Here is an 18,777-nt window from a genome sequence, read left to right on the forward strand (position 1 = left end):
TGAAACATTGAATTTGTCATAAGTGCCTATATTAAGTTAATAATATGAAACAGTTTCCTTGGCTTTTACTTATTGTATTGCCATAAGTAAGTGTCAGAAAAGAAGTCTTTATAGTGCGATTTGCTTTTTTATTTTTTATCTTTCTTTCGGTATTAGCGCAACATGCTAATGCTTTATCGATCGTGAGTGAAAATAATAACGAGCTTACCCAAGTTGCTAGCAGCCAAGGGCTTAGCAATCTTGAGGTTATAACTAATTCCCAAGGGCTAACCCCGTTAACTTCCTTAAGCACTCACACTTTGCATGAACTTTATAAACAGGCTATTGCTAGCATTGAGCTTGAAAAAGGCGATGAAAATCACACCGACTATTTCCCTCGGAATATAAGAGTAAGCGCGACAACTTTTACTTCAGAGCTACAGTTATCGCCTGAGTATTGCCTATTGGTTGAGTTTTTTGAAATTAAGCTCAAAGCCAGTTTATATAAAAACTTAACAAATCCTCCTTTAGTGTTGGCGTGGTATATCAATAAACCAATCACTAACCGTTCATCTCGACTCTCTGGTTGGAAAGAGTCTAATGCGCTTTATTCCGCAACCATAACTTATCACAGTTAAATTCATTATTTGACGAACTTGAGCTTTGCTCAATTTGTCAACGAGTATGTGTCACCTGCTATTACGATCTGTTACTTGCGAATACGCGCGATGACTTGTGCTCGTTAAATTTCTCATTTTCCATTTTTAATTCTTCAGTTGCTAATTAATAAGCCTGTTGGGCACAGCTGAAGATCGTATATATCGAGATTTTTTAATGAATTTTCCAAAAAAAGCGCCAAGGCGCATAGTAAAGTGGCAACACTTAGTGTTGCTTTTAACCTTAATTTTGATGGTTATAAGTGCGTTACCCAACTTTTATGGTGATAAGGCCACTCTGAATATTACCAATAAACTAGAAGCGCCGAAACACTTAACCGAGCAATTAATCCCCGAATTATCGCCACAAACTATTAAGCAATTACTACATGAGCAAAATATTCAGGTAAGTAGTGTTAAAAGCTCAGCTGATGGCTTTAGTATTGTGTTAGCAAAGCAAGAGCATTTAGCAAAGGCTAAGCAAGTACTCATAGATACGCTACCTGACGATAAAGTCGTTGAAGGAGCAATTAAAAATGATAGTCCGAGTTGGTTAAAGCAGCTTGGTGGCCAGCCAATAAAATTAGGGTTAGATCTTAGTGGTGGCGTATTGTTTGTGCTTGATGTGGATATTGAAAGAGCGATATCAGATAAAGTAGCAGACATAGCGCTAGATATAAAATCATTAGCAAGAGAGCAGCGTATACGGGCACTGAAAGTGAAGCAAGTAAGCGCTACAAGCATTAAGGTTGACTTTTCATCAACAAATAGTAAAAGCACTAAAGCGCTATTTAAGCAGGTGCTTTCTACCTACCCTGAGTTAATTCAGCAAAAACTAAGCGCACAGCAAGTGTCATTTACTTTTACTGAACAAGCAACAACAACTTTTCGTCAGCAAACAATGGCTCAAACGCTGAAAACCATGCGTGGTCGCATTGAAGAGTTAGGCATTACCGAAGCTGTTACACAGAAGCAGGGCAAGAATAGAATTCGCATTGAATTACCCGGCGTTCATGATCCTGAAGAAGCAAAGCGTATTATTGGCGCAACAGCTTCATTAGATTTTTATCAATTAGCGAAACACAATAACTCAATCAACGTGAAGCATATTCGCAATGAATATGGTCAGTTATTGTCATTAAATAATAAGGTGATATTTTCTGGCAGTAATATTAAAAATGCACAAGCAGGGCGTGATGAAATGGGCTCTCCTTTAGTTAACCTTCGCCTTGATGCTCTAGGTGGCAAAAAGATGTCGGATTTTTCTAAACGTAATATTGGTGCACCAATGATCACCGTGTTTTCTGAATATTATCGCGATGCTAACAATGAACTCATGAAGAAAAGTAAAGTGATCAGTGAGGCGACTATTCAAGGCCACTTAAGCTCTGTATTTAGTATTACTAATATGAAAAGTACCGCGGCAGCGCAAGAGTTAGCTTTGTTATTACGAGCAGGTTCACTAGCCGCCCCAGTAACTATTGTTAAGCAACGTACCATAGCGGCAACGTTAGGTGATGATAATATCGACAATGGTGTTAAAGCACTGGTTATTGGAGTAAGTATCACCTTAATTTTTATGGCGTTGTGGTATCGAGCGCTTGGCATGATTGCCAACGTTGCTTTGGCTTGTAATTTACTGAGCTTATTAGGGCTAATGTCATTATTACCTGGTGCGGTATTAACCTTGCCAGGTATTGCAGGTTTAGTGCTAACTGTGGGCATGGCGGTAGACACTAATGTCTTGATATTTGAAAGAATAAAAGAGGAGATAAAAAAAGGGCTTAGTCCTTTATTGGCGATAGAACGTGGTTATAAAAATGCATCAGCAACCATTTTTGATGCCAATATCACCACTATGATCACTGGTATTATTTTATATTCAATTGGCTATGGCCCAGTAAAAGGCTTCGCACTCATATTATGTTTGGGCATTTTGACCAGTATGTTTACTGGCATTTTGATCTCTAAAGCAATAACCAATGTGGTTATAAATCGCAACGATACAATATTATTAGGAGCCAAATAATGACTAAGTTTCGAGTAATCAGTTTTTATACAGCTATTTTTGTCGTGTTATTTGCGCTTATGGGCTTGTTTAGCAAAGGCCTTAATTTTGGCTTAGATTTTACGGGAGGTTATTTAACAGAGTTTTCAACTAACCAGCCAGTTTCTCTTCAAGCAATGAATGAAATGATTACGCTTTTTATTGCGGATGATTTTCAACTCTCTAGTGCTGAAAACGGTAGCTATTGGACTGTGCGAACACCTGATAATAGTGCATCAGGCAACAGTTGGTTATTTAACTTCATTGAAGCACAAAAAATACTCGCTGGAGATATTGATAAAGCGTTAATAGTGACACCACAAGATGCTGTATATATCGGTAGTCAAGTTGGTGAGGAATTAATTAATCAAGGAGGTTTGGCTTTATTAACGGCTCTGGTGATTATCCTATTGTATTTATCATTTCGTTTTGAATGGCGACTTGCTATTGGTGCTGTCGCCGCACTGTTTCATGATGTGATTATTGTTTTAGGCATATTTGCATGGTTAGGGTTATCGTTTGATTTAACAATACTTGCTAGTATTTTGGCGATTATTGGTTATTCACTTAATGACTCCATTATTGTGGGTGATCGTATTCGGGAAATCATGAAAACCAATAAAGAGAATAATATCGATACCATCATTAATAGTGCAATTAAAACCACGTTAGTGCGTACTTTAATTACCTCAGGTACTACACTGGCTACCATTGTGGCAATTTGGTTTTTTGCGGGAGATTCTCTACATGGCTTTGCTGTGTCATTGTTCAGCGGCATTTTGGTGGGAACATTTTCATCCATAGCTATCTCGGCCACTTTGCCAAAGCTTGTTGGCTTACGTGCTGACTATTATCAGCAAAAAGCTCTGGAGCAAGAAGCACTCTGCCAGTTACCTTAATGTAAAGACCTCAAAAACCTGACTTATCAGTCAGGTTTTTGCTTTTAAATCCAATAAATAGTGAAAGTGAATAGCAGAGTTAATGGCTGTGAAATTGTTTTTGCTGCGCTTTATTTGTTCTCGACATTTAAAAAAACTCAATGACAGGTAAAAATTTTACAAAACGTGATTTTTGAAAATTTAATTCTGATATTTTAAATAAGTCAGTTTTATATTTTTTAATTATGGCTTTTTCTGTTGAATAAACGGGCACCTGACGGTATAATTACTTAACTTTGTCAAATAGAATTGTTGTTAATTTAGCGCTAGCGACTAAGCTTGCTAGCCAAGGTGTCTCGACCTAGTTACAACAGCACACTAAAACATTAGGTGAAAACATGACTAACAAAACTGTACTACATGCAAAACACTTAGAATCTGGCGCCAAAATGGTTGATTTTTATGGCTGGGAAATGCCAATTAACTACGGTTCACAAATTGAAGAGCATCATGCGGTTCGTACCGATGCGGGTATGTTTGATGTTTCACACATGACTATTGTTGACGTTCAAGGTAATGACGCACAAAAGTTCTTACGTCGTTTAGTGATTAATGATGTAGCCAAACTTGCAACACCGGGTAAAGCACTTTACACAGGTATGTGTAATGAAGAAGGTGGTGTAATTGATGATTTAATTATCTACTACTTCTCAGAAACTAATTATCGTTTAGTGGTTAACTCAGCCACTCGTGAAAAAGATTTAGCATGGATGTCAAAACAGTCTGAAGGTTTTGATATTACAATTACTGAACGCCCTGAATTTGGCATGATTGCAGTTCAAGGGCCTGAAGCTAAAGCGAAAGTAGCAAACCTATTAACACCAGCTGAAATTGTTGCAGTAGAAGGTATGAAGCCTTTCTACGGTGTTCAAGTAGGTGATTTATTTATCGCTACTACGGGTTACACTGGTGAAGACGGTTACGAAATTATTGTACCAGATAGTGCCGCAGAAGATTTTTGGCAAAAACTATTAAAAGTTGGTGTTAAGCCTTGTGGTCTAGGCGCACGTGATACTTTACGTTTAGAAGCTGGTATGAACCTATACGGTTTAGATATGGATGAAAGCGTATCTCCACTAGCTGCTAACATGGCGTGGACAATTAGCTGGGAACCAGAAGAACGTAACTTCATTGGTCGTGAAGTTATTGCCGCACAACGTGCAGCTGGCGATCAACCTAAACTTGTTGGTTTAGTACTAGAAGAAAAAGGTGTGCTTCGTTCACATCAAAAAGTAGTTACCGAATTTGGTGACGGCGAAATTACTTCAGGTACATTTTCTCCAACATTAGAGCACAGCGTTGCTTTAGCACGTGTACCACGTAGTGTAAAAGTGGGTGATACCGTTGAAGTTGAAATGCGTAAGAAATTAGTTAAGGTACAAGTGACTAAACCAAGCTTCGTTCGTAACGGTAAAAAAGTATTTTAACTTTTTGACGAAAATTTGATTTGTATTACCTTTTTGTCGTATACCTTTGACGAAAAGCAAGTATATACTATGGTTAGTTTTTGACCTTTAAATGAATTTAATAATATTAAAATAGGAACATAAAAATGAGCAACATTCCTTCTGAATTAAAATATGTTACATCACACGAATGGGTTCGCAACGAAGGTGACGGTACCGTTACTGTTGGTATTACTGAACACGCTCAAGGCCTTTTAGGTGACATGGTTTTTGTTGAATTACCAGAAGTTGGCGAAGCAGTAAGTACAGGTGATGACATTTGTGTTGCTGAATCTGTTAAAGCGGCATCAGACATCTATGCACCAGTATCAGGTGAGATCGTTGAAGTAAATGAAGAGTTAGAAGATTCTCCTGAACTTGTAAACTCAGATGCATTTGGTGACGGTTGGTTATTCAAAATTAAACTTGATGACGCTGGTGAGTTAGACGACTTATTAGACGCTGAAGGTTATGCTAATTCAATCGACGAAGATTAATCGTTAATTAACAAAGTATTAAAAGCCCTGAACATAAGTTCGGGGCTTTCTTTTTTATTTTTAGGTAAATTGTTTTATGACTACTCAATCATTAGACGCTTTAGAGCAAAAACAAGATTTTATCCGTCGCCACATCGGCCCAGATGCAGCACAAACTCAAGCTATGTTGAATGACATCGGCGCTGAGTCAGTTGATGCCCTTATTGATGAAATTGTGCCAAGCGATATTCGCTTATCACAATTACCAAACATAGGTGAAAGCAAAACTGAAGTGCAAGCATTGGCTGATTTAAAAGCTGTTGCTAGCAAAAATAAGGTGAACGATTCATACATTGGTCTTGGCTATTACGGTACGTTAACGCCAAACGTAATTTTACGTAACGTATTAGAAAATCCAGGTTGGTACACAGCCTATACACCATACCAGCCAGAAATTGCTCAGGGTCGTTTAGAGTCATTATTAAACTACCAACAAATGTGTTTAGATTTAACAGGTTTAGATTTAGCTTCAGCTTCACTTCTTGATGAAGGTACTGCCGCAGCTGAAGCCATGGCACTTGCTAAGCGTGTAGCTAAAAATAAAAAATCTAACCTTTTCTTTATTTCAAGTGATGTTTACCCACAAACCATTGACGTGGTAAAACAGCGTGCAGAAATGTTTGGTTTTGACATTATTGTAGCGCCTGCTGATGAAGCAGCGGATCACGATATCTTTGGTGCACTTTTACAATACCCAAGTGCAACAGGTGAAGTGAAAGACATCAGTGATTTAATTGCTAAAATTCACGAGAAAAAAGCCATTGTTGCTGTAGCAGCAGACATCATGAGTTTAGTGATGTTAAAAGCTCCGGGCGAGTTAGGTGCTGATGCGGTAATTGGTTCAAGCCAACGTTTTGGTGTACCTATGGGGTACGGTGGTCCACACGCAGCTTTCTTTACTACTTCTGATAAGTACAAGCGTTCTTTACCAGGTCGTATTATCGGTGTTTCAAAAGATACCCGTGATAACCCAGCGCTTCGTATGGCAATGCAAACTCGTGAGCAACATATTCGTCGTGAAAAAGCGAACTCAAATATTTGTACTGCACAAGTATTACTCGCGAACATGGCAGCGTTTTATGCGGTTTACCATGGCCCACAAGGCTTAAAAACGATTGCTAACCGCATTCACCGTTTAACTGACATTTTATGTTTAGGTACGGCAACAAAAGGCTTAACTGCACTTCATGCTAACTACTTTGATACGTTAACGTTCAACGTTGATAATAAAGAAGAAATTGTTGCTCGCGCACTAGCGGCTAATCTGAACTTCCGTACTGATGTTGATGGTCAAATTTCAGTTTCATTAGATGAAACTACCACACGTGACAACGTAACAACATTATTTGATGTGTTATTAGGTGAAGGCCACGGTTTAGACGTAGCGGCACTTGATAAGCAAATTACTGATTGTGGTCACTCGTCAATTCCTGCTTCATTAGTACGTGAATCTGAAATTTTAACTCACCCAGTATTTAACTCGTATCACAGTGAAACTGAGATGCTACGTTACATCAAAAAACTAGAGAACAAAGATTTAGCATTGAATCACTCAATGATTTCTCTTGGCTCTTGTACCATGAAGTTAAATGCTACAGCACAAATGATCCCAGTATCATGGCCTGAATTTGCTAACATGCACCCATTCGCACCAGTTGACCAAGCTGTTGGTTACAAAGAGATGATTACTGAATTAGGTGATTGGTTAGTTGAATTAACAGGTTACGACAACATCTCAATGCAACCTAACTCAGGTGCACAAGGTGAATATGCAGGTCTTATCGCAATTCACAAGTACCATGAAAGCCGTGGTGAAGGTCACCGTAATATTTGTTTAATACCAGCGTCTGCACACGGTACTAACCCAGCATCAGCCATGATGGTTGGTATGAAGGTTGTTGTTGTTGATTGTGACAAAGAAGGTAACGTTGATATGGCTGACTTGAAAGCGAAAGCTGAAGAGTTACGCGATAGCTTATCTTGTATCATGATCACGTACCCATCAACGCACGGTGTTTACGAGAAGACCATTGCTGAAATTTGTAACATTATTCATGACAATGGTGGTCAAGTTTACCTTGATGGCGCGAACATGAACGCACAAGTTGGCTTAACGTCTCCAGGTCACATTGGTGCTGACGTTTCTCACTTAAACTTACACAAAACTTTCGCTATTCCACATGGTGGCGGTGGTCCAGGTATGGGTCCTATCGGCGTTAAGTCGCACTTAGCACCATTCTTACCAGATCACGCGTTAATCAACGTAAGTGAAAGCACTCAAGGTAACGGTGCAGTATCAGCAGCTCCATTTGGTAGTGCAGGTATTTTATGTATTTCTTACCTATATTGTGCAATGTTAGGTAAGCAAGGTGTAACTGATTCAACTAAGTACGCAATTACTAACGCAAACTACTTAGCGAAGAAATTAAGCGAACACTACCCAATTTTATACACAGGTGATAACGGCCGTGTTGCCCACGAGTGTATTGTTGATTTACGCCCACTTAAAGAAGCTTCTGGTATCACTGAAATGGACGTAGCTAAGCGTTTAATGGATTACGGTTTCCATGCACCGACTATGTCATTCCCAGTAGCTGGCACGCTAATGATTGAGCCAACTGAGTCTGAAAGCAAAGTTGAAATCGATCGTTTCATTGAAGCTATGGTATGCATTCGTGAAGAAATCAGCAAAGTAGAAAGCGGTGAGTGGACAGGTGATGACAACCCGTTACACAACGCACCACACACTATGGCTGACGTTACATCTGAGTGGAACCGTGCTTATTCAATTAAAGAAGCGGTTTACCCAGTAGCTGCAGTTGCTGAAAACAAATTCTGGCCAACAGTGAACCGTATTGATGATGTGTACGGTGACCGTAACTTGATTTGTTCTTGTCCTGCCACGGATACGTATAAAGACTAGGTAACTAGTTGATGTCACTTTCGAATAAAGTTTGAAACAACAAAAACAAGTTTGAAACTTTAATAGAGTTTGAAAGTAAAATCTGTGAAGGCGAATCAGAGGTGATTCGCCTTTTTTGTTGTCCGTTCGTAAACCACCTACTTTAGTAGGTGGTCATTGTTAAAGTGGCTATGCCTGAAATATCTACTCATGTTTAATCGTTTTTGATTTTTACCAGAAGTCAAAAGGAGAAAGAGCATGAGTAGATATGAGCAAGCATCGCATGTATTTTGGCGGTGTCAATATCATATAGTTTGGACGCCAAAGTACCGATTCAAAATATTAAAGAATAATATTGGGAAAGACGTATTTAGATTTATTCACATTTACAGTGAAAAGTTAGGTGTTAAAGTTGTTGAACTGAATGTTCAAGTTGACCATATCCATTTGGTAGCTAAAGTTCCTCCCAAGCTATCAATTTCAAAAGTGATGGGATGTTTAAAAGGGCGATTAGCGCTCAAGTTATTTAGTAAATATCCACACTTAAGAAAGAATAAAGCTTGGGGAGGTCGATTTTGGCAACGAGGTTACTTTGTTGACACCGTAGGGGTTAATGAAGAAATAATCAGGCGATATGTTAGGCACCAAGATAAGATGGAAAAGCAAGAAGAGCGGCGACAACTTAACTTGCTAGGATAACCCTGCCCCCTTGTTTAGGGGGCTAATGCAAAGCCACCTTCTTTAGAAGGTGGTAATTTACTGTAAAGGCACTCTTCATCAGGATGTAAAACTCACGACGATAAACCTAGGTGATTAACTGAATATATATGGAAGTAGTATTCCTTAATTGATATTTTTCCTTGAAATTTTCTACAGTTATGTGAAAGTCGAAGTAATAAAACCCCTTGAATAAACTCTCATATTGGTAATTTGGTAAAAAGATGGACGACGACTTTTATCTTGAACGAAGACTTATTCGTGAAGACCTTATTTTCACTGAGGATCAGCTGTTAACTGAATCTAAATACATTATTATTCTTGCAGAACCAGGTGCAGGCAAAACTGTTTTGTTAAACAGTTTAGCACGTAAGTTAAACACAAAAACAATAACTGCAAGTGTATTTAATTATATCGATGTCACAGTAAACAACGGTGCAATTGTATTAGATGCTTTTGATGAACTGGCTAAAATTGATGATGCCGGTATTCATAAGTTATTAGGCAAGGTTTCATCTGTACACCCAGACTATGTCATAATTTCAAGTCGCTCGTCGGAGTGGGGCAATTCATCATCAAGCGTTTTTAAACAGTTTATTGGTCAAGAGCCTTTAATTGTTAAACTCTCTGAGTTTGATGAAGTAGAACAGAGAGCTATTTATTCTAATCATACCGGTAGAGGTGATTTTGACGACTTTAATGCTGAAATCGGGAGGTTTGAGCTTAGCCCTATACTACCTAACCCTCAATTTTTGAAGTTGTTTGCTGATGCATACATAGAAAGCGACGGACACTTTTCAGATAAAAGCACAATATTCCAACAAGCCTTGTACCATTTAGCGCGTGAAGTAAATAATGCAGTTAAAGTTAACTCTACGCTAACCGTAGAGGATAAAGTTTCTTTAGCATCAGAAGTCTTTGCGAAACTACTTTTATCGGGCTCAGAGGGTATTAGTGTAAGCGAAACTAGCCAAGACAGGATCTACCCTTCGATATATTCATTGTTAAAGGTGGATAAAAATGATCAAAATGCACTATTAGCGACTAAGCTGTTCAAGCTAGGTGACAATTCCGACCAACACCGACCTATTCATAAAATAGTTGCGGAGTATGGCGCAGCTACTTACCTTGTTAAACGCATTTGTACTCCATCAGATTCGCTTACAGTTGAACAATGTTTTTCAGTAATTGCTCCTAATGGCGTAGTTCGAGATGAACTGCGTGGCTTAGTTGCTTGGATGGCATCGTTAGGAAATCAAGACCTTGAAAGGGTAATTATTGAACTGGACCCTTACGCTGTTATTGCTAATGGAGATCCATCTCAGTTATCTCATTCATCCAAACGTTTTCTGTTGACTAGACTGGTTGAAGTTGAAGTAGCCGATCCATATTTTAGGCGTGGCGATTTTTGGCGTAGTTATAGTGTGGCAGGCTTCTTCACAGAGGAGGTTGTAGCCGAAATCAAAACGATTATTACGACAAATAATGATGGTGATTTACGTAATTTTATTTTGGAGTTACTAAAAGGTTCACCTGCCGTTTCGCAACTTTTAGTGGAGTTGCAGCAAATAGTTCACTGTTCAAGCGAAAGCTTTACTACTCGCTTGCAAGCTATCGTTAGCCTTCTTGATTGCAATGAATATGATACTTACCCTGACGTGTTACAATTAATTGATGAGGCAAATAATGATTCACTAAGACTTGCAACTCATGTGATAACCAAAACCTCTATTGATAATTTTTCACTACAAGAGCTAGAACGCTATTTTAGAAACTGTTCTCAACTTTATTCTAATTGCTCAGAACGTTCTGAACGAACATTTGAAAGCCGATACTATATTAAATCATTGATTTCGAGTTTATCACTTAGCGTGGTTACTTCTTTATTAGATCGATTAAGTGAAGATTTAGCCTGTACTTGTGGCAAAAAAGCTTATGAATGTGATTGTCGTATTGGAATTAGCAAAATTATTGGGGCGCTATTAGATCGTTTCTTTGAATTAGCAAAACCACCATTACAGCCATTGCAAATATGGCAATGGGTAGAAAATCTAAACTTCTCGGGATACGGAAGAACAAACGATATAGCTTCTGTTAAAGCACTGCAAGAAAACCATGAACTACGGCAAGAAATTATTGCTCATGTATTTGGAAACCTAACCAATAGTGACGCTATTTTTCAAATGCGAATCGATAAGTTCAATGGGCATTATTCTCATGCAGGCTTGTGCTTGCGTCCAAATGATATTCAGTTTCTTGTAGATTTCGCATATGAAAATAATAATGTTGAATTATGGGAACATTTCATTCCAGCTCACTATCACCAAGACAATAAAAAAGGCAATAAAAATCCTATTAAGCAGCATATGCGTAGCCAAGCTAATAGTAAGCCAACGTTTATGCGTAATTGGGCATTAAAGGTAAGAAAAGCAAGGATGGCGAGAAAGGAAGAATATGTTAAATGGGAGCAGAGACATCGCCGTATTATGAGGCGTAGGCAAAATCAAGAGGATAAAACTCGTATAGAAAACATCGCTTACTTTAATAATAATCGAGAGATGATTGAAAAAGGAGGAGATTTTGGTGCTCTTCGTTTTTTTTCATACCTAGTACTTAACAAGCCAGCCGAAATTAACGAAAAAGTAGGGGATGAAAAGTTAGTAAGAATGGCGTTACGCAATTGCCTTGACTTTATTGAACCAGACGTCCCTAGTTTAGAAAAGCTCGCAGAATTGCAATGCGCATCCCAATTTATGTACGTCGAAACTATATTATTAGCAGCGTGCATAGAAATTTTTAGGTTAAATGGCCACCTAGAGAACGTTAAGCCAGCAATGTTATTGGCTCTTCGAACCAACTTAAGCGTGAGCTATCAGGAATTTGAGCAGGCGGAACGAGACTCGCTAAAAGCTGAAGTAGATCGTCTAGTATTTCCCGATATCGAGTCGGCCAAAAAATTTCTCATTCTATATCTAGAACCACAGTTGGCTAATGGAAACTGTAAACATCCAGAGATAGGTTTACTAAAGTATGATGAAGTTTTCGCTTCGTTACGCGGAGAACTTGCGATTGACTGGTTATCTCATTTTGAAAAACTTGATATATATGCTTTAGATGAGTTATTTGATATTGCTGCTCAATACTCTGAGAGAAGTAAATTAGATAACGTTATACGTACCCGTTGTCATGCCTTACTTTCACAATTGCCAGAAATGAAAAGTGACGAAAAACATCTAAATCAGTGTAAGTTTTGGTTTATTAGGGCCTTTTATTTTTTAACCTTAGAAGAGGCTGAGCCTTATTGGGATTGGCTTAAGTCAGATAAGCAGTCTATTTTTTTACTTGAGAGCCGTTCGGGGTCATTTAACAGAGGAGAACATCCTTACTGGCCTAAACCTAATTCTCAAATGGTTGAGGCTATATTAATTGCTTTCTATGACAAGTGGCCAAAAGTCCATTTACCAAGCCATTGGGGAACAGACAGTCCCGACAATGAAGTAGCTTATCGATTTATAACAGATATTATTTGGTGTATGAACAGTGATGTACCCGAGGAAGCAATTACCGTCATTAATCGTCTACTTCATAATAAATGCTATGAAGACATTCATTTGCCATTAAAAGGTATTAAGGCGGAGCAGCAAAGAAAGTTGGCTTTAAGAGATTTTGAGCCACCATCAGCCCAGGATATTGTTGAGTTGTTAGATAATAATGAGGTGGTTACTGTCGAAGGACTACGTGCGTTAATTATTCATACGTTAGAACGCTATCAAAAAGAAATACAAGGTGGGGAGTTCAATGCAGCTAATCGTTTTTATAACAAAGATACCAATGGAAACTATGGTCGACTAGATGAAGTGAATTCAGTTGAAATTGTTGCCGAGCGCCTTCATGTTATGCTTCAGCCTTTGAATATAATTATTAGATCAGAACATCAAACTAAAAATCAAAATCGAATTGATATAACGGCAACAAAGGCATTTGGAGGGGAGCAAAAGCTTCTTGTTATCGAAGCAAAAGGACAATGGCATTCAGAGCTATATTCTGCTGCATCAACTCAACTTTACGAACGATATTCTATTCATCCTGATGCTGAGCAACAGGGGATTTATCTTGTTATCTGGTTTGGCTCCGATGAAAAGGTCGCTAACCGTAAATCGCATGGAATAACGACAGCAAACGAGCTTAAAAATGATATAGAAAAGCAATTACCATCTGAGTTAAAAGGGCTTATAGATGTATTTGTTTTAGATGTATCCCGAAGCTAAAAGTAGGTGGATAAGTCTTCAATTAGGCTCGATTAGTAGGATTCAATCAACTCTGGAAGTCGTCTCTGTGAAAATCATGGGCGGGGTAGCCCTTCAATAACTGGTAAGTCATCCTAGCGCAAAATGAGCGAAGAATTAACGCGTTTCTGGCATTATGCGTTCTCCTCAATTGGATTGGCATAAACAAACTGCATACTACTGTATGAAACCTGGCGCTATTTTCATCGAACTAACCTTTAAAAGTTCATGTAAATTTAACAATCTATATTGAAAGTATTCCGGACTTAACGTACCTTCTCGTTATGCATCAACCGCTAACTCTGCCAATTTAAAAACTGCAAGAGCCTTTGGGACTGTTAAATTAAACACAAATTTATCTAGTAATTCCGAATATGGAATGCAGATTGGCCTATTCCCATCAGTGGCCTTTAGTTAAGGTCAGCATTTCAGCATTCAGATTTACAAGCTCCTGTTTTGCATCGTAGATTTAAGCATTTCATCTGAAAAAGTGGTTAGATCAACTTCTAGATCTCATTTTAATTTAAATTTTTTAATTGTATTTTGGAATAGAAATCTTGATTGAAGCTATAAATAGTTATTAAAAAGGAAGCTAATAAAATTAGTGAAAAACACATTTTAAATAAAATCAATGACATAAATACGGGCTACTGACATAACTATTATTTATTGAAATAATATGTAAATCAACAACTTACGTTGATATTGTTTGGTTTTTACCCTATATCTGAGTTAATTAGATATAGGTGTAAAAATGAAACCAATTTATAGAACTAATTTAAAAGAGCTTGCTAGGCTTCGAAATTGGAAGTTGAAAAATAAAGAGGACCGGAACCAAAAGTTAGAGCACCCACTTCAGTACTACCAACCATTCATTGATATTGATGCTGTTAATTCTATTAGTCGAAGACACCTATACCATTGTCCTATCCAAAAACGCCTTGTTCACCTGTTAAGTGATGGCGAAGCTAATGCATACAAGCGCTTAATTTATGAACCAGATGTTATTGGTATTCGAGAGCAGTTTCCTCTGCACCTCCCTAAAACTTTAAAAATAGCGAGTAAACTGAGATTTATTCATCCAAGGAATTGGGAGACAAAAGAGCTTTATATCATGACAACAGACTTACTTGTTGATCGTGTCGACTTTACTTCGGGCGAGGTTTATCAGCAGGCGTGGAACTACAAATATTGGGACGCCATATATCAATACACCAAGGACGGTGCAGTCATCAAGAAAAGCTGGCGTACTTGGCAGAAAAATAAGATAGAGGGAGTTTATTGGCTTGATAAAGGTATTGAGTGTATTCAGACAACTGAGAGAGACTCAAGCAAAGTCGCTGTTCAAAATATTACTTGGTTTCAGATGCGTCATGATTTAGATGTTGGGGCGGAAGAACTGAATCAATTTAAGACCTATTTTACTCAAAGCTATATCAATAATCCTCGGGCTTGGTTAGAGGAGCATCTGTGTAATGTATGCAAGCATATGAACCGCTCTTTTCGAGATGCCCAAGCAATGTTTCAGTTTGCAGCATTTCACCATGAATTTAGTCTTAACATTGAATGCCCCATAAGGCTATCTGAGCCATTAGCGGTGAATATGTAATGTTTAGTGTTAATGAAGTATTCAGCGATGTTAAGCAAACTATTCAGCTTAAAGTTTGTCATGTAGCAATTAATCTGGCGAAAGTCGCAGTAGTTGATTTGGTGCGCTTAGAAGATAAAAAGCCCATCTGTAAACCACAAGTTTTTCAATTCGATGAGTTTGCTCAGTACATCAAAGATAACAAGTTAAAACGCACCATTGAGATGCTACCCAAATGGATTAATTTTGATGATGAAAAATTAATCGCTATTGGAAAAGAAAACTGGATAAAAAAACGAGATAAAAAGCTCAAAATTGCCGGTTCGTTGCTTAATGAAGAAACAATATGTGAGTACCTCTACGGTAGTGGAGTAGGAGATCAAATAAGTGATCTTCTAAAATCTAGCACAAAGTGGAAAAAATCTAGTAATTACTACCGCCAACTCAATCGTTACATCACTTATGGTTGCATAAATAATGCGTTATTACCTTTCAGTTATGAAAACTGTGGCAGTAATTATTTTATCCCAGAAGAAAGTGGTGAGGATAATGTAAAGCGTGGACGTAAAACAATGCCAGCAAAATTGGATGGACACCCACCACAGCTTGTGTTTTCAAAGTCTCCGGGTATCACGAATAAAGCAAAAAAGAAAATTAAAAAAATTGTTAGAGCAGCTCTTAGAAGGAATCGAAAAAACATTACTGCTCGGGCTCGGTTAATGTATCGGCGGGATAATGAGTGTCGATTTGAAGATGAGAAAACCCCTTACGGAACAAATAAAAGATTGGTCTGGGACGATGAGTCTCAATGTCTATCCGAAGGTCAATTTAATTATCATTTCCAAAAGTTCATAACGGAAGAAGATAAAATCAAAGCGGCTAAAGGGCAGATTGTTTTTGATAAAGATCATGCCGATAGAAGTGGCTCTACTCATGAATTTTTAATCGGTCCTACTGAGCTTTATGAAATCGATGCAACAGTGATGGATATTCATGTTCGATATCCCTATTCAGATAATGAACGTTTAGCGATGGGGCGACCTGTGCTTTATGTCGTTGTCGATGTTTTTTCTACCTGTATTGTTGGGATTTATATCGGTTTTCATGGTCCTGATTGGATTGGTGCAGCAGAAGCATTAGTTAACGCCTTTATGGATAAAGTATCTTTTGCAGCACGTTATGGCTTGGAAATTCAACCTGAAGATTGGCCTTGCTTTCATCTTTGTTATTGGATTAACAGTGATAATGGTGGAGAGTATTCTCTGGGTAACATATCTCCATTATTGAAAGCTAACCTAGGCCTCCAAGAGTGGACGAAGACTCGTAGTTACATGGGGGTTGCTAAAGCTGTTTCTGAAAGAAAGTTCGGCGTTATTAATGACAGCTTTCTTCATTATCAACCAGGTGCTGTGTATGAAGTTCGCAGAGAAGAACAAGACTCATCACAAAATGCAGTATGGGATCTAGATTCTTTATATCAAGCAGTCATTTCAGAGGTTATCTATTACAACCATACTGCCCATAGAGAAGAACACCATGATTTTAAAGCTTCCAAGCTGCACATTGGCTTCTCACCTCAGGCTATATTCGATTATTTTCTTGAGCAGGAAATGGCAGGAGGAAGGCCTACAACAGCAGAGGATGAAGGCCGAATTAGGTTAGCTTGCTTACCGGAAGCTGAGGCTTCTGTAACCGAGCAAGGAGTCCGGTTTCAAGGTGTTTTCTACACCTCGCCATATGCTAAAAAACAAAAATGGTATTTTCGAGCAAAACGCTTTGGGGTTTTTAACATCACTATTAAATGGAGCCGAACATCTGGTGACATAATATGGTTTCAGACCCCTGGGAATGAGGTTATTGCATTCAAAATAAAGCCAGACAAGAGTCGTAGATATCAGAGGTAGGCTTGGGAAGCAATTGCAATTCGTCAAACCGAGTACGCTAGAGAAAAGCATGAAGCTAAACGTGAAAAAGCGAGACGAGAATTAATTAAAGATGATCATCAGCGGCAATTGCTAAAAGGTAATCAGGATGAAATGAAAGAGTTGCCGGAAAATACTGCTAAGTCTCGCCAACGTGGAATTCAAGAGCGAAAGGATGAGCAGTCAACCATCGATAAAGCAAATATTGATCGCAGAAATAAAGTCGCTATTTCTAAAATAGAAACCAAATATTCAAATGAGACCAAAAGCACTGATGAGCCTATCTCTAAACCATCAAATAAAAGTGCGACGAAGCGAAAAAGACAAACCTTAAACTCGCGTTTGCAAAGCTCAAACAATCAAAAGAAGGATAGTTAAATGAAGTTATTTGAACCTGCGTTTCCTAAACCTATTTTGATCGAGGAAGCGGGATACCATGATCATGAAGATGAGTGGTTAAATGAAAACCCGCTGATTAGGGCTATACCTGCAAAAGATACTAATCAAATTGAAAAAGAAGTTAGATTTGTACCTGAACTGCCAAATAACCTTAACAACCTACTTGGCGTTTATCAAAAAACGACTTTAAAACGGCTAAGTTGTATTAACGTTGTGCACCCTTGGGTAGGTACGCTCTATGAAGATATCCTATCATCGATTTTATTCAATTATATAGATCGTGACCCCAGAAGACCTGAGATTCGAAGATTTCAAAAAGAGTTAACGGCGTTATGTAGCGAGAAAGACAGAGATAAAATATATGAGAAAATTGTCGTTTCGCCACTTAGTCCTCTAACTACTACCAATAATGCTGTTGTTACAGGTCCTTCGGGTAGTGGGAAAACAACAACAATCCGGCGAACACTCTTATCTATTCCACAAGTAATAATTCATCCAGAGTTTGACAATACCCCTGAAAAATTAACCCAAATAGTATGGTTAAGTTTTGATATGGCGGCAAGTGACTCGCCTAAAGCACTTGCGTTAGCATTTTTCAGATCAATAGATATGGCAATAGGGAGCAATTATTACACAGAATGGAAGGCAAGAAAGTCAGAGAGTATTGAGCATCATTATGCCGCAATGCAGCTATTAATACTTGAATACAATATTGGGTTTATTCACATTGATGAAATGCAATTTATGTTGAAGTTTGGTTCAGGGCGTAACTCAATTACATTACAAGCTGTAGAAGCTTTATTTAACAAGTTATCTGTGCCAACACTCATAAGTTGTACGCCTGAAGGCTTAACATTATTTGATCCTATCCCAACTGAAACATTAAATGCTTTAGATGTTATTACAACAACACGACGAATATATTCAGATCAAATTTATGTGTTCGAATTAGCGCCTGTAGGTTCTGGTTTATTTGATGACTTATTTGCCGCATTTTTCCCTGCTTCACTAAGCCAAAAACAGAGGGGGTTTAATGAATCCTTCAAAGTGAAAGTAGCAACACTAACAGCAGGACTTTTAGCTGTTATTACTCGACTGGCTCAACTATATCATCGGATCGCATTAAGAATAACTGATATACCAGAAGAAGAACTACTTGAAGCTGTGTTTGTAGAGCAATTTGGGCCACTAGCCGAAGCCTTACAAAATTTACATGAAACTGGTAACGAAAAAATGCTGGAAAATTTATTAAGTCGAGATGAAGCGAATAACGTTGTTTGGGCAGTTGCAGAGCAGAAAGGAAAAAATGTACACAAACGTGTTCCTGTTACGGATATTAGCAATGAGCATATAGGTTAAGCC

The 18,777-nt window shown here is 38.2% G+C and carries 12 protein-coding genes; all 12 read left to right on the plus strand.

Translation table 11 applies throughout. The annotated features are described in order from the left end of the window. Window positions 1–113: 113 nt before the first annotated feature. The 12 genes from EPA86_RS02870 (at window position 114) to EPA86_RS02925 (ending at window position 18,774) form a co-directional block, all read left to right on the plus strand. Complete coding sequence (locus EPA86_RS02870) at window positions 114–617, plus strand: hypothetical protein (protein ID WP_140601700.1); 504 nt, start codon at window positions 114–116, stop codon at window positions 615–617. Between the two features lie 196 nt (window positions 618–813). Continuing rightward, window positions 814–2,664: a protein translocase subunit SecD gene (secD, locus tag EPA86_RS02875; protein WP_140601702.1), complete on the plus strand. Its 1,851-nt coding sequence runs from the start codon at window positions 814–816 to the stop codon at window positions 2,662–2,664. Further along, window positions 2,664–3,581 carry a protein translocase subunit SecF gene (secF, locus tag EPA86_RS02880; RefSeq protein WP_140601704.1) on the plus strand — a complete coding sequence of 306 codons (918 nt, stop codon included), beginning with the start codon at window positions 2,664–2,666 and terminating at the stop codon, window positions 3,579–3,581. The genes secD and secF overlap by 1 nt, the downstream gene beginning before the upstream one ends. Window positions 3,582–3,958: 377 nt before the next feature. Next, window positions 3,959–5,047 (plus strand): glycine cleavage system aminomethyltransferase GcvT, encoded by a 1,089-nt coding sequence (gene gcvT, locus EPA86_RS02885; protein ID WP_140601706.1) that lies wholly within the window; start codon window positions 3,959–3,961, stop codon window positions 5,045–5,047. Between the two features lie 125 nt (window positions 5,048–5,172). Further along, window positions 5,173–5,562, plus strand: a complete 390-nt coding sequence (gcvH, locus tag EPA86_RS02890) for a glycine cleavage system protein GcvH (protein WP_140601707.1) — start codon at window positions 5,173–5,175, stop codon at window positions 5,560–5,562. A 76-nt stretch (window positions 5,563–5,638) separates the two neighbouring features. Beyond that, the gene (gene gcvP, locus EPA86_RS02895) at window positions 5,639–8,524 is read left to right on the plus strand and encodes an aminomethyl-transferring glycine dehydrogenase (protein WP_140601709.1); all 2,886 of its coding nucleotides are present in this window, start codon (window positions 5,639–5,641) and stop codon (window positions 8,522–8,524) included. A 237-nt stretch (window positions 8,525–8,761) separates the two neighbouring features. Further along, window positions 8,762–9,202: an IS200/IS605 family transposase gene (tnpA, locus tag EPA86_RS02900; protein WP_140601711.1), complete on the plus strand. Its 441-nt coding sequence runs from the start codon at window positions 8,762–8,764 to the stop codon at window positions 9,200–9,202. A gap of 242 nt (window positions 9,203–9,444) precedes the next feature. Continuing rightward, window positions 9,445–13,488, plus strand: coding sequence for an NACHT domain-containing protein (locus EPA86_RS18285; protein ID WP_140601713.1), 4,044 nt, complete (start codon window positions 9,445–9,447; stop codon window positions 13,486–13,488). A gap of 772 nt (window positions 13,489–14,260) precedes the next feature. Next, window positions 14,261–15,115, plus strand: coding sequence for a TnsA endonuclease N-terminal domain-containing protein (locus EPA86_RS02910; RefSeq protein WP_140601716.1), 855 nt, complete (start codon window positions 14,261–14,263; stop codon window positions 15,113–15,115). Next, entirely contained in the window at window positions 15,115–16,998 is a 1,884-nt protein-coding gene (locus EPA86_RS02915; protein ID WP_140601718.1) for a hypothetical protein, read from the plus strand. Before EPA86_RS02910 ends, EPA86_RS02915 begins: the two co-directional genes overlap by 1 nt. A gap of 132 nt (window positions 16,999–17,130) precedes the next feature. Continuing rightward, window positions 17,131–17,394: a hypothetical protein gene (locus EPA86_RS02920; RefSeq protein ID WP_140601720.1), complete on the plus strand. Its 264-nt coding sequence runs from the start codon at window positions 17,131–17,133 to the stop codon at window positions 17,392–17,394. Then, window positions 17,395–18,774, plus strand: coding sequence for an ATP-binding protein (locus EPA86_RS02925; protein WP_140601722.1), 1,380 nt, complete (start codon window positions 17,395–17,397; stop codon window positions 18,772–18,774). It abuts the gene before it with no gap. Window positions 18,775–18,777: the final 3 nt, after the last annotated feature.

Source organism: Litorilituus lipolyticus (assembly GCF_006439335.1).
Classification (GTDB): Bacteria; Pseudomonadota; Gammaproteobacteria; order Enterobacterales; family Alteromonadaceae; genus Colwellia; species Colwellia lipolytica.

What these genes read in the sequence shown, in the direction of transcription:
- gcvH (WP_140601707.1), top strand. Translation starts at nt 5,173, where the DNA reads ATGAGCAACATTCCTTCTGAATTAAAATATGTTACATCACACGAATGG.
- secF (WP_140601704.1), top strand. Translation starts at nt 2,664, where the DNA reads ATGACTAAGTTTCGAGTAATCAGTTTTTATACAGCTATTTTTGTCGTG.
- tnpA (WP_140601711.1), top strand. Translation starts at nt 8,762, where the DNA reads ATGAGTAGATATGAGCAAGCATCGCATGTATTTTGGCGGTGTCAATAT.
- EPA86_RS02925 (WP_140601722.1), top strand. Translation starts at nt 17,395, where the DNA reads ATGAAGTTATTTGAACCTGCGTTTCCTAAACCTATTTTGATCGAGGAA.
- EPA86_RS02920 (WP_140601720.1), top strand. Translation starts at nt 17,131, where the DNA reads ATGAAAGAGTTGCCGGAAAATACTGCTAAGTCTCGCCAACGTGGAATT.
- EPA86_RS02910 (WP_140601716.1), top strand. Translation starts at nt 14,261, where the DNA reads ATGAAACCAATTTATAGAACTAATTTAAAAGAGCTTGCTAGGCTTCGA.
- EPA86_RS18285 (WP_140601713.1), top strand. Translation starts at nt 9,445, where the DNA reads ATGGACGACGACTTTTATCTTGAACGAAGACTTATTCGTGAAGACCTT.
- gcvP (WP_140601709.1), top strand. Translation starts at nt 5,639, where the DNA reads ATGACTACTCAATCATTAGACGCTTTAGAGCAAAAACAAGATTTTATC.
- secD (WP_140601702.1), top strand. Translation starts at nt 814, where the DNA reads ATGAATTTTCCAAAAAAAGCGCCAAGGCGCATAGTAAAGTGGCAACAC.
- EPA86_RS02915 (WP_140601718.1), top strand. Translation starts at nt 15,115, where the DNA reads ATGTTTAGTGTTAATGAAGTATTCAGCGATGTTAAGCAAACTATTCAG.
- gcvT (WP_140601706.1), top strand. Translation starts at nt 3,959, where the DNA reads ATGACTAACAAAACTGTACTACATGCAAAACACTTAGAATCTGGCGCC.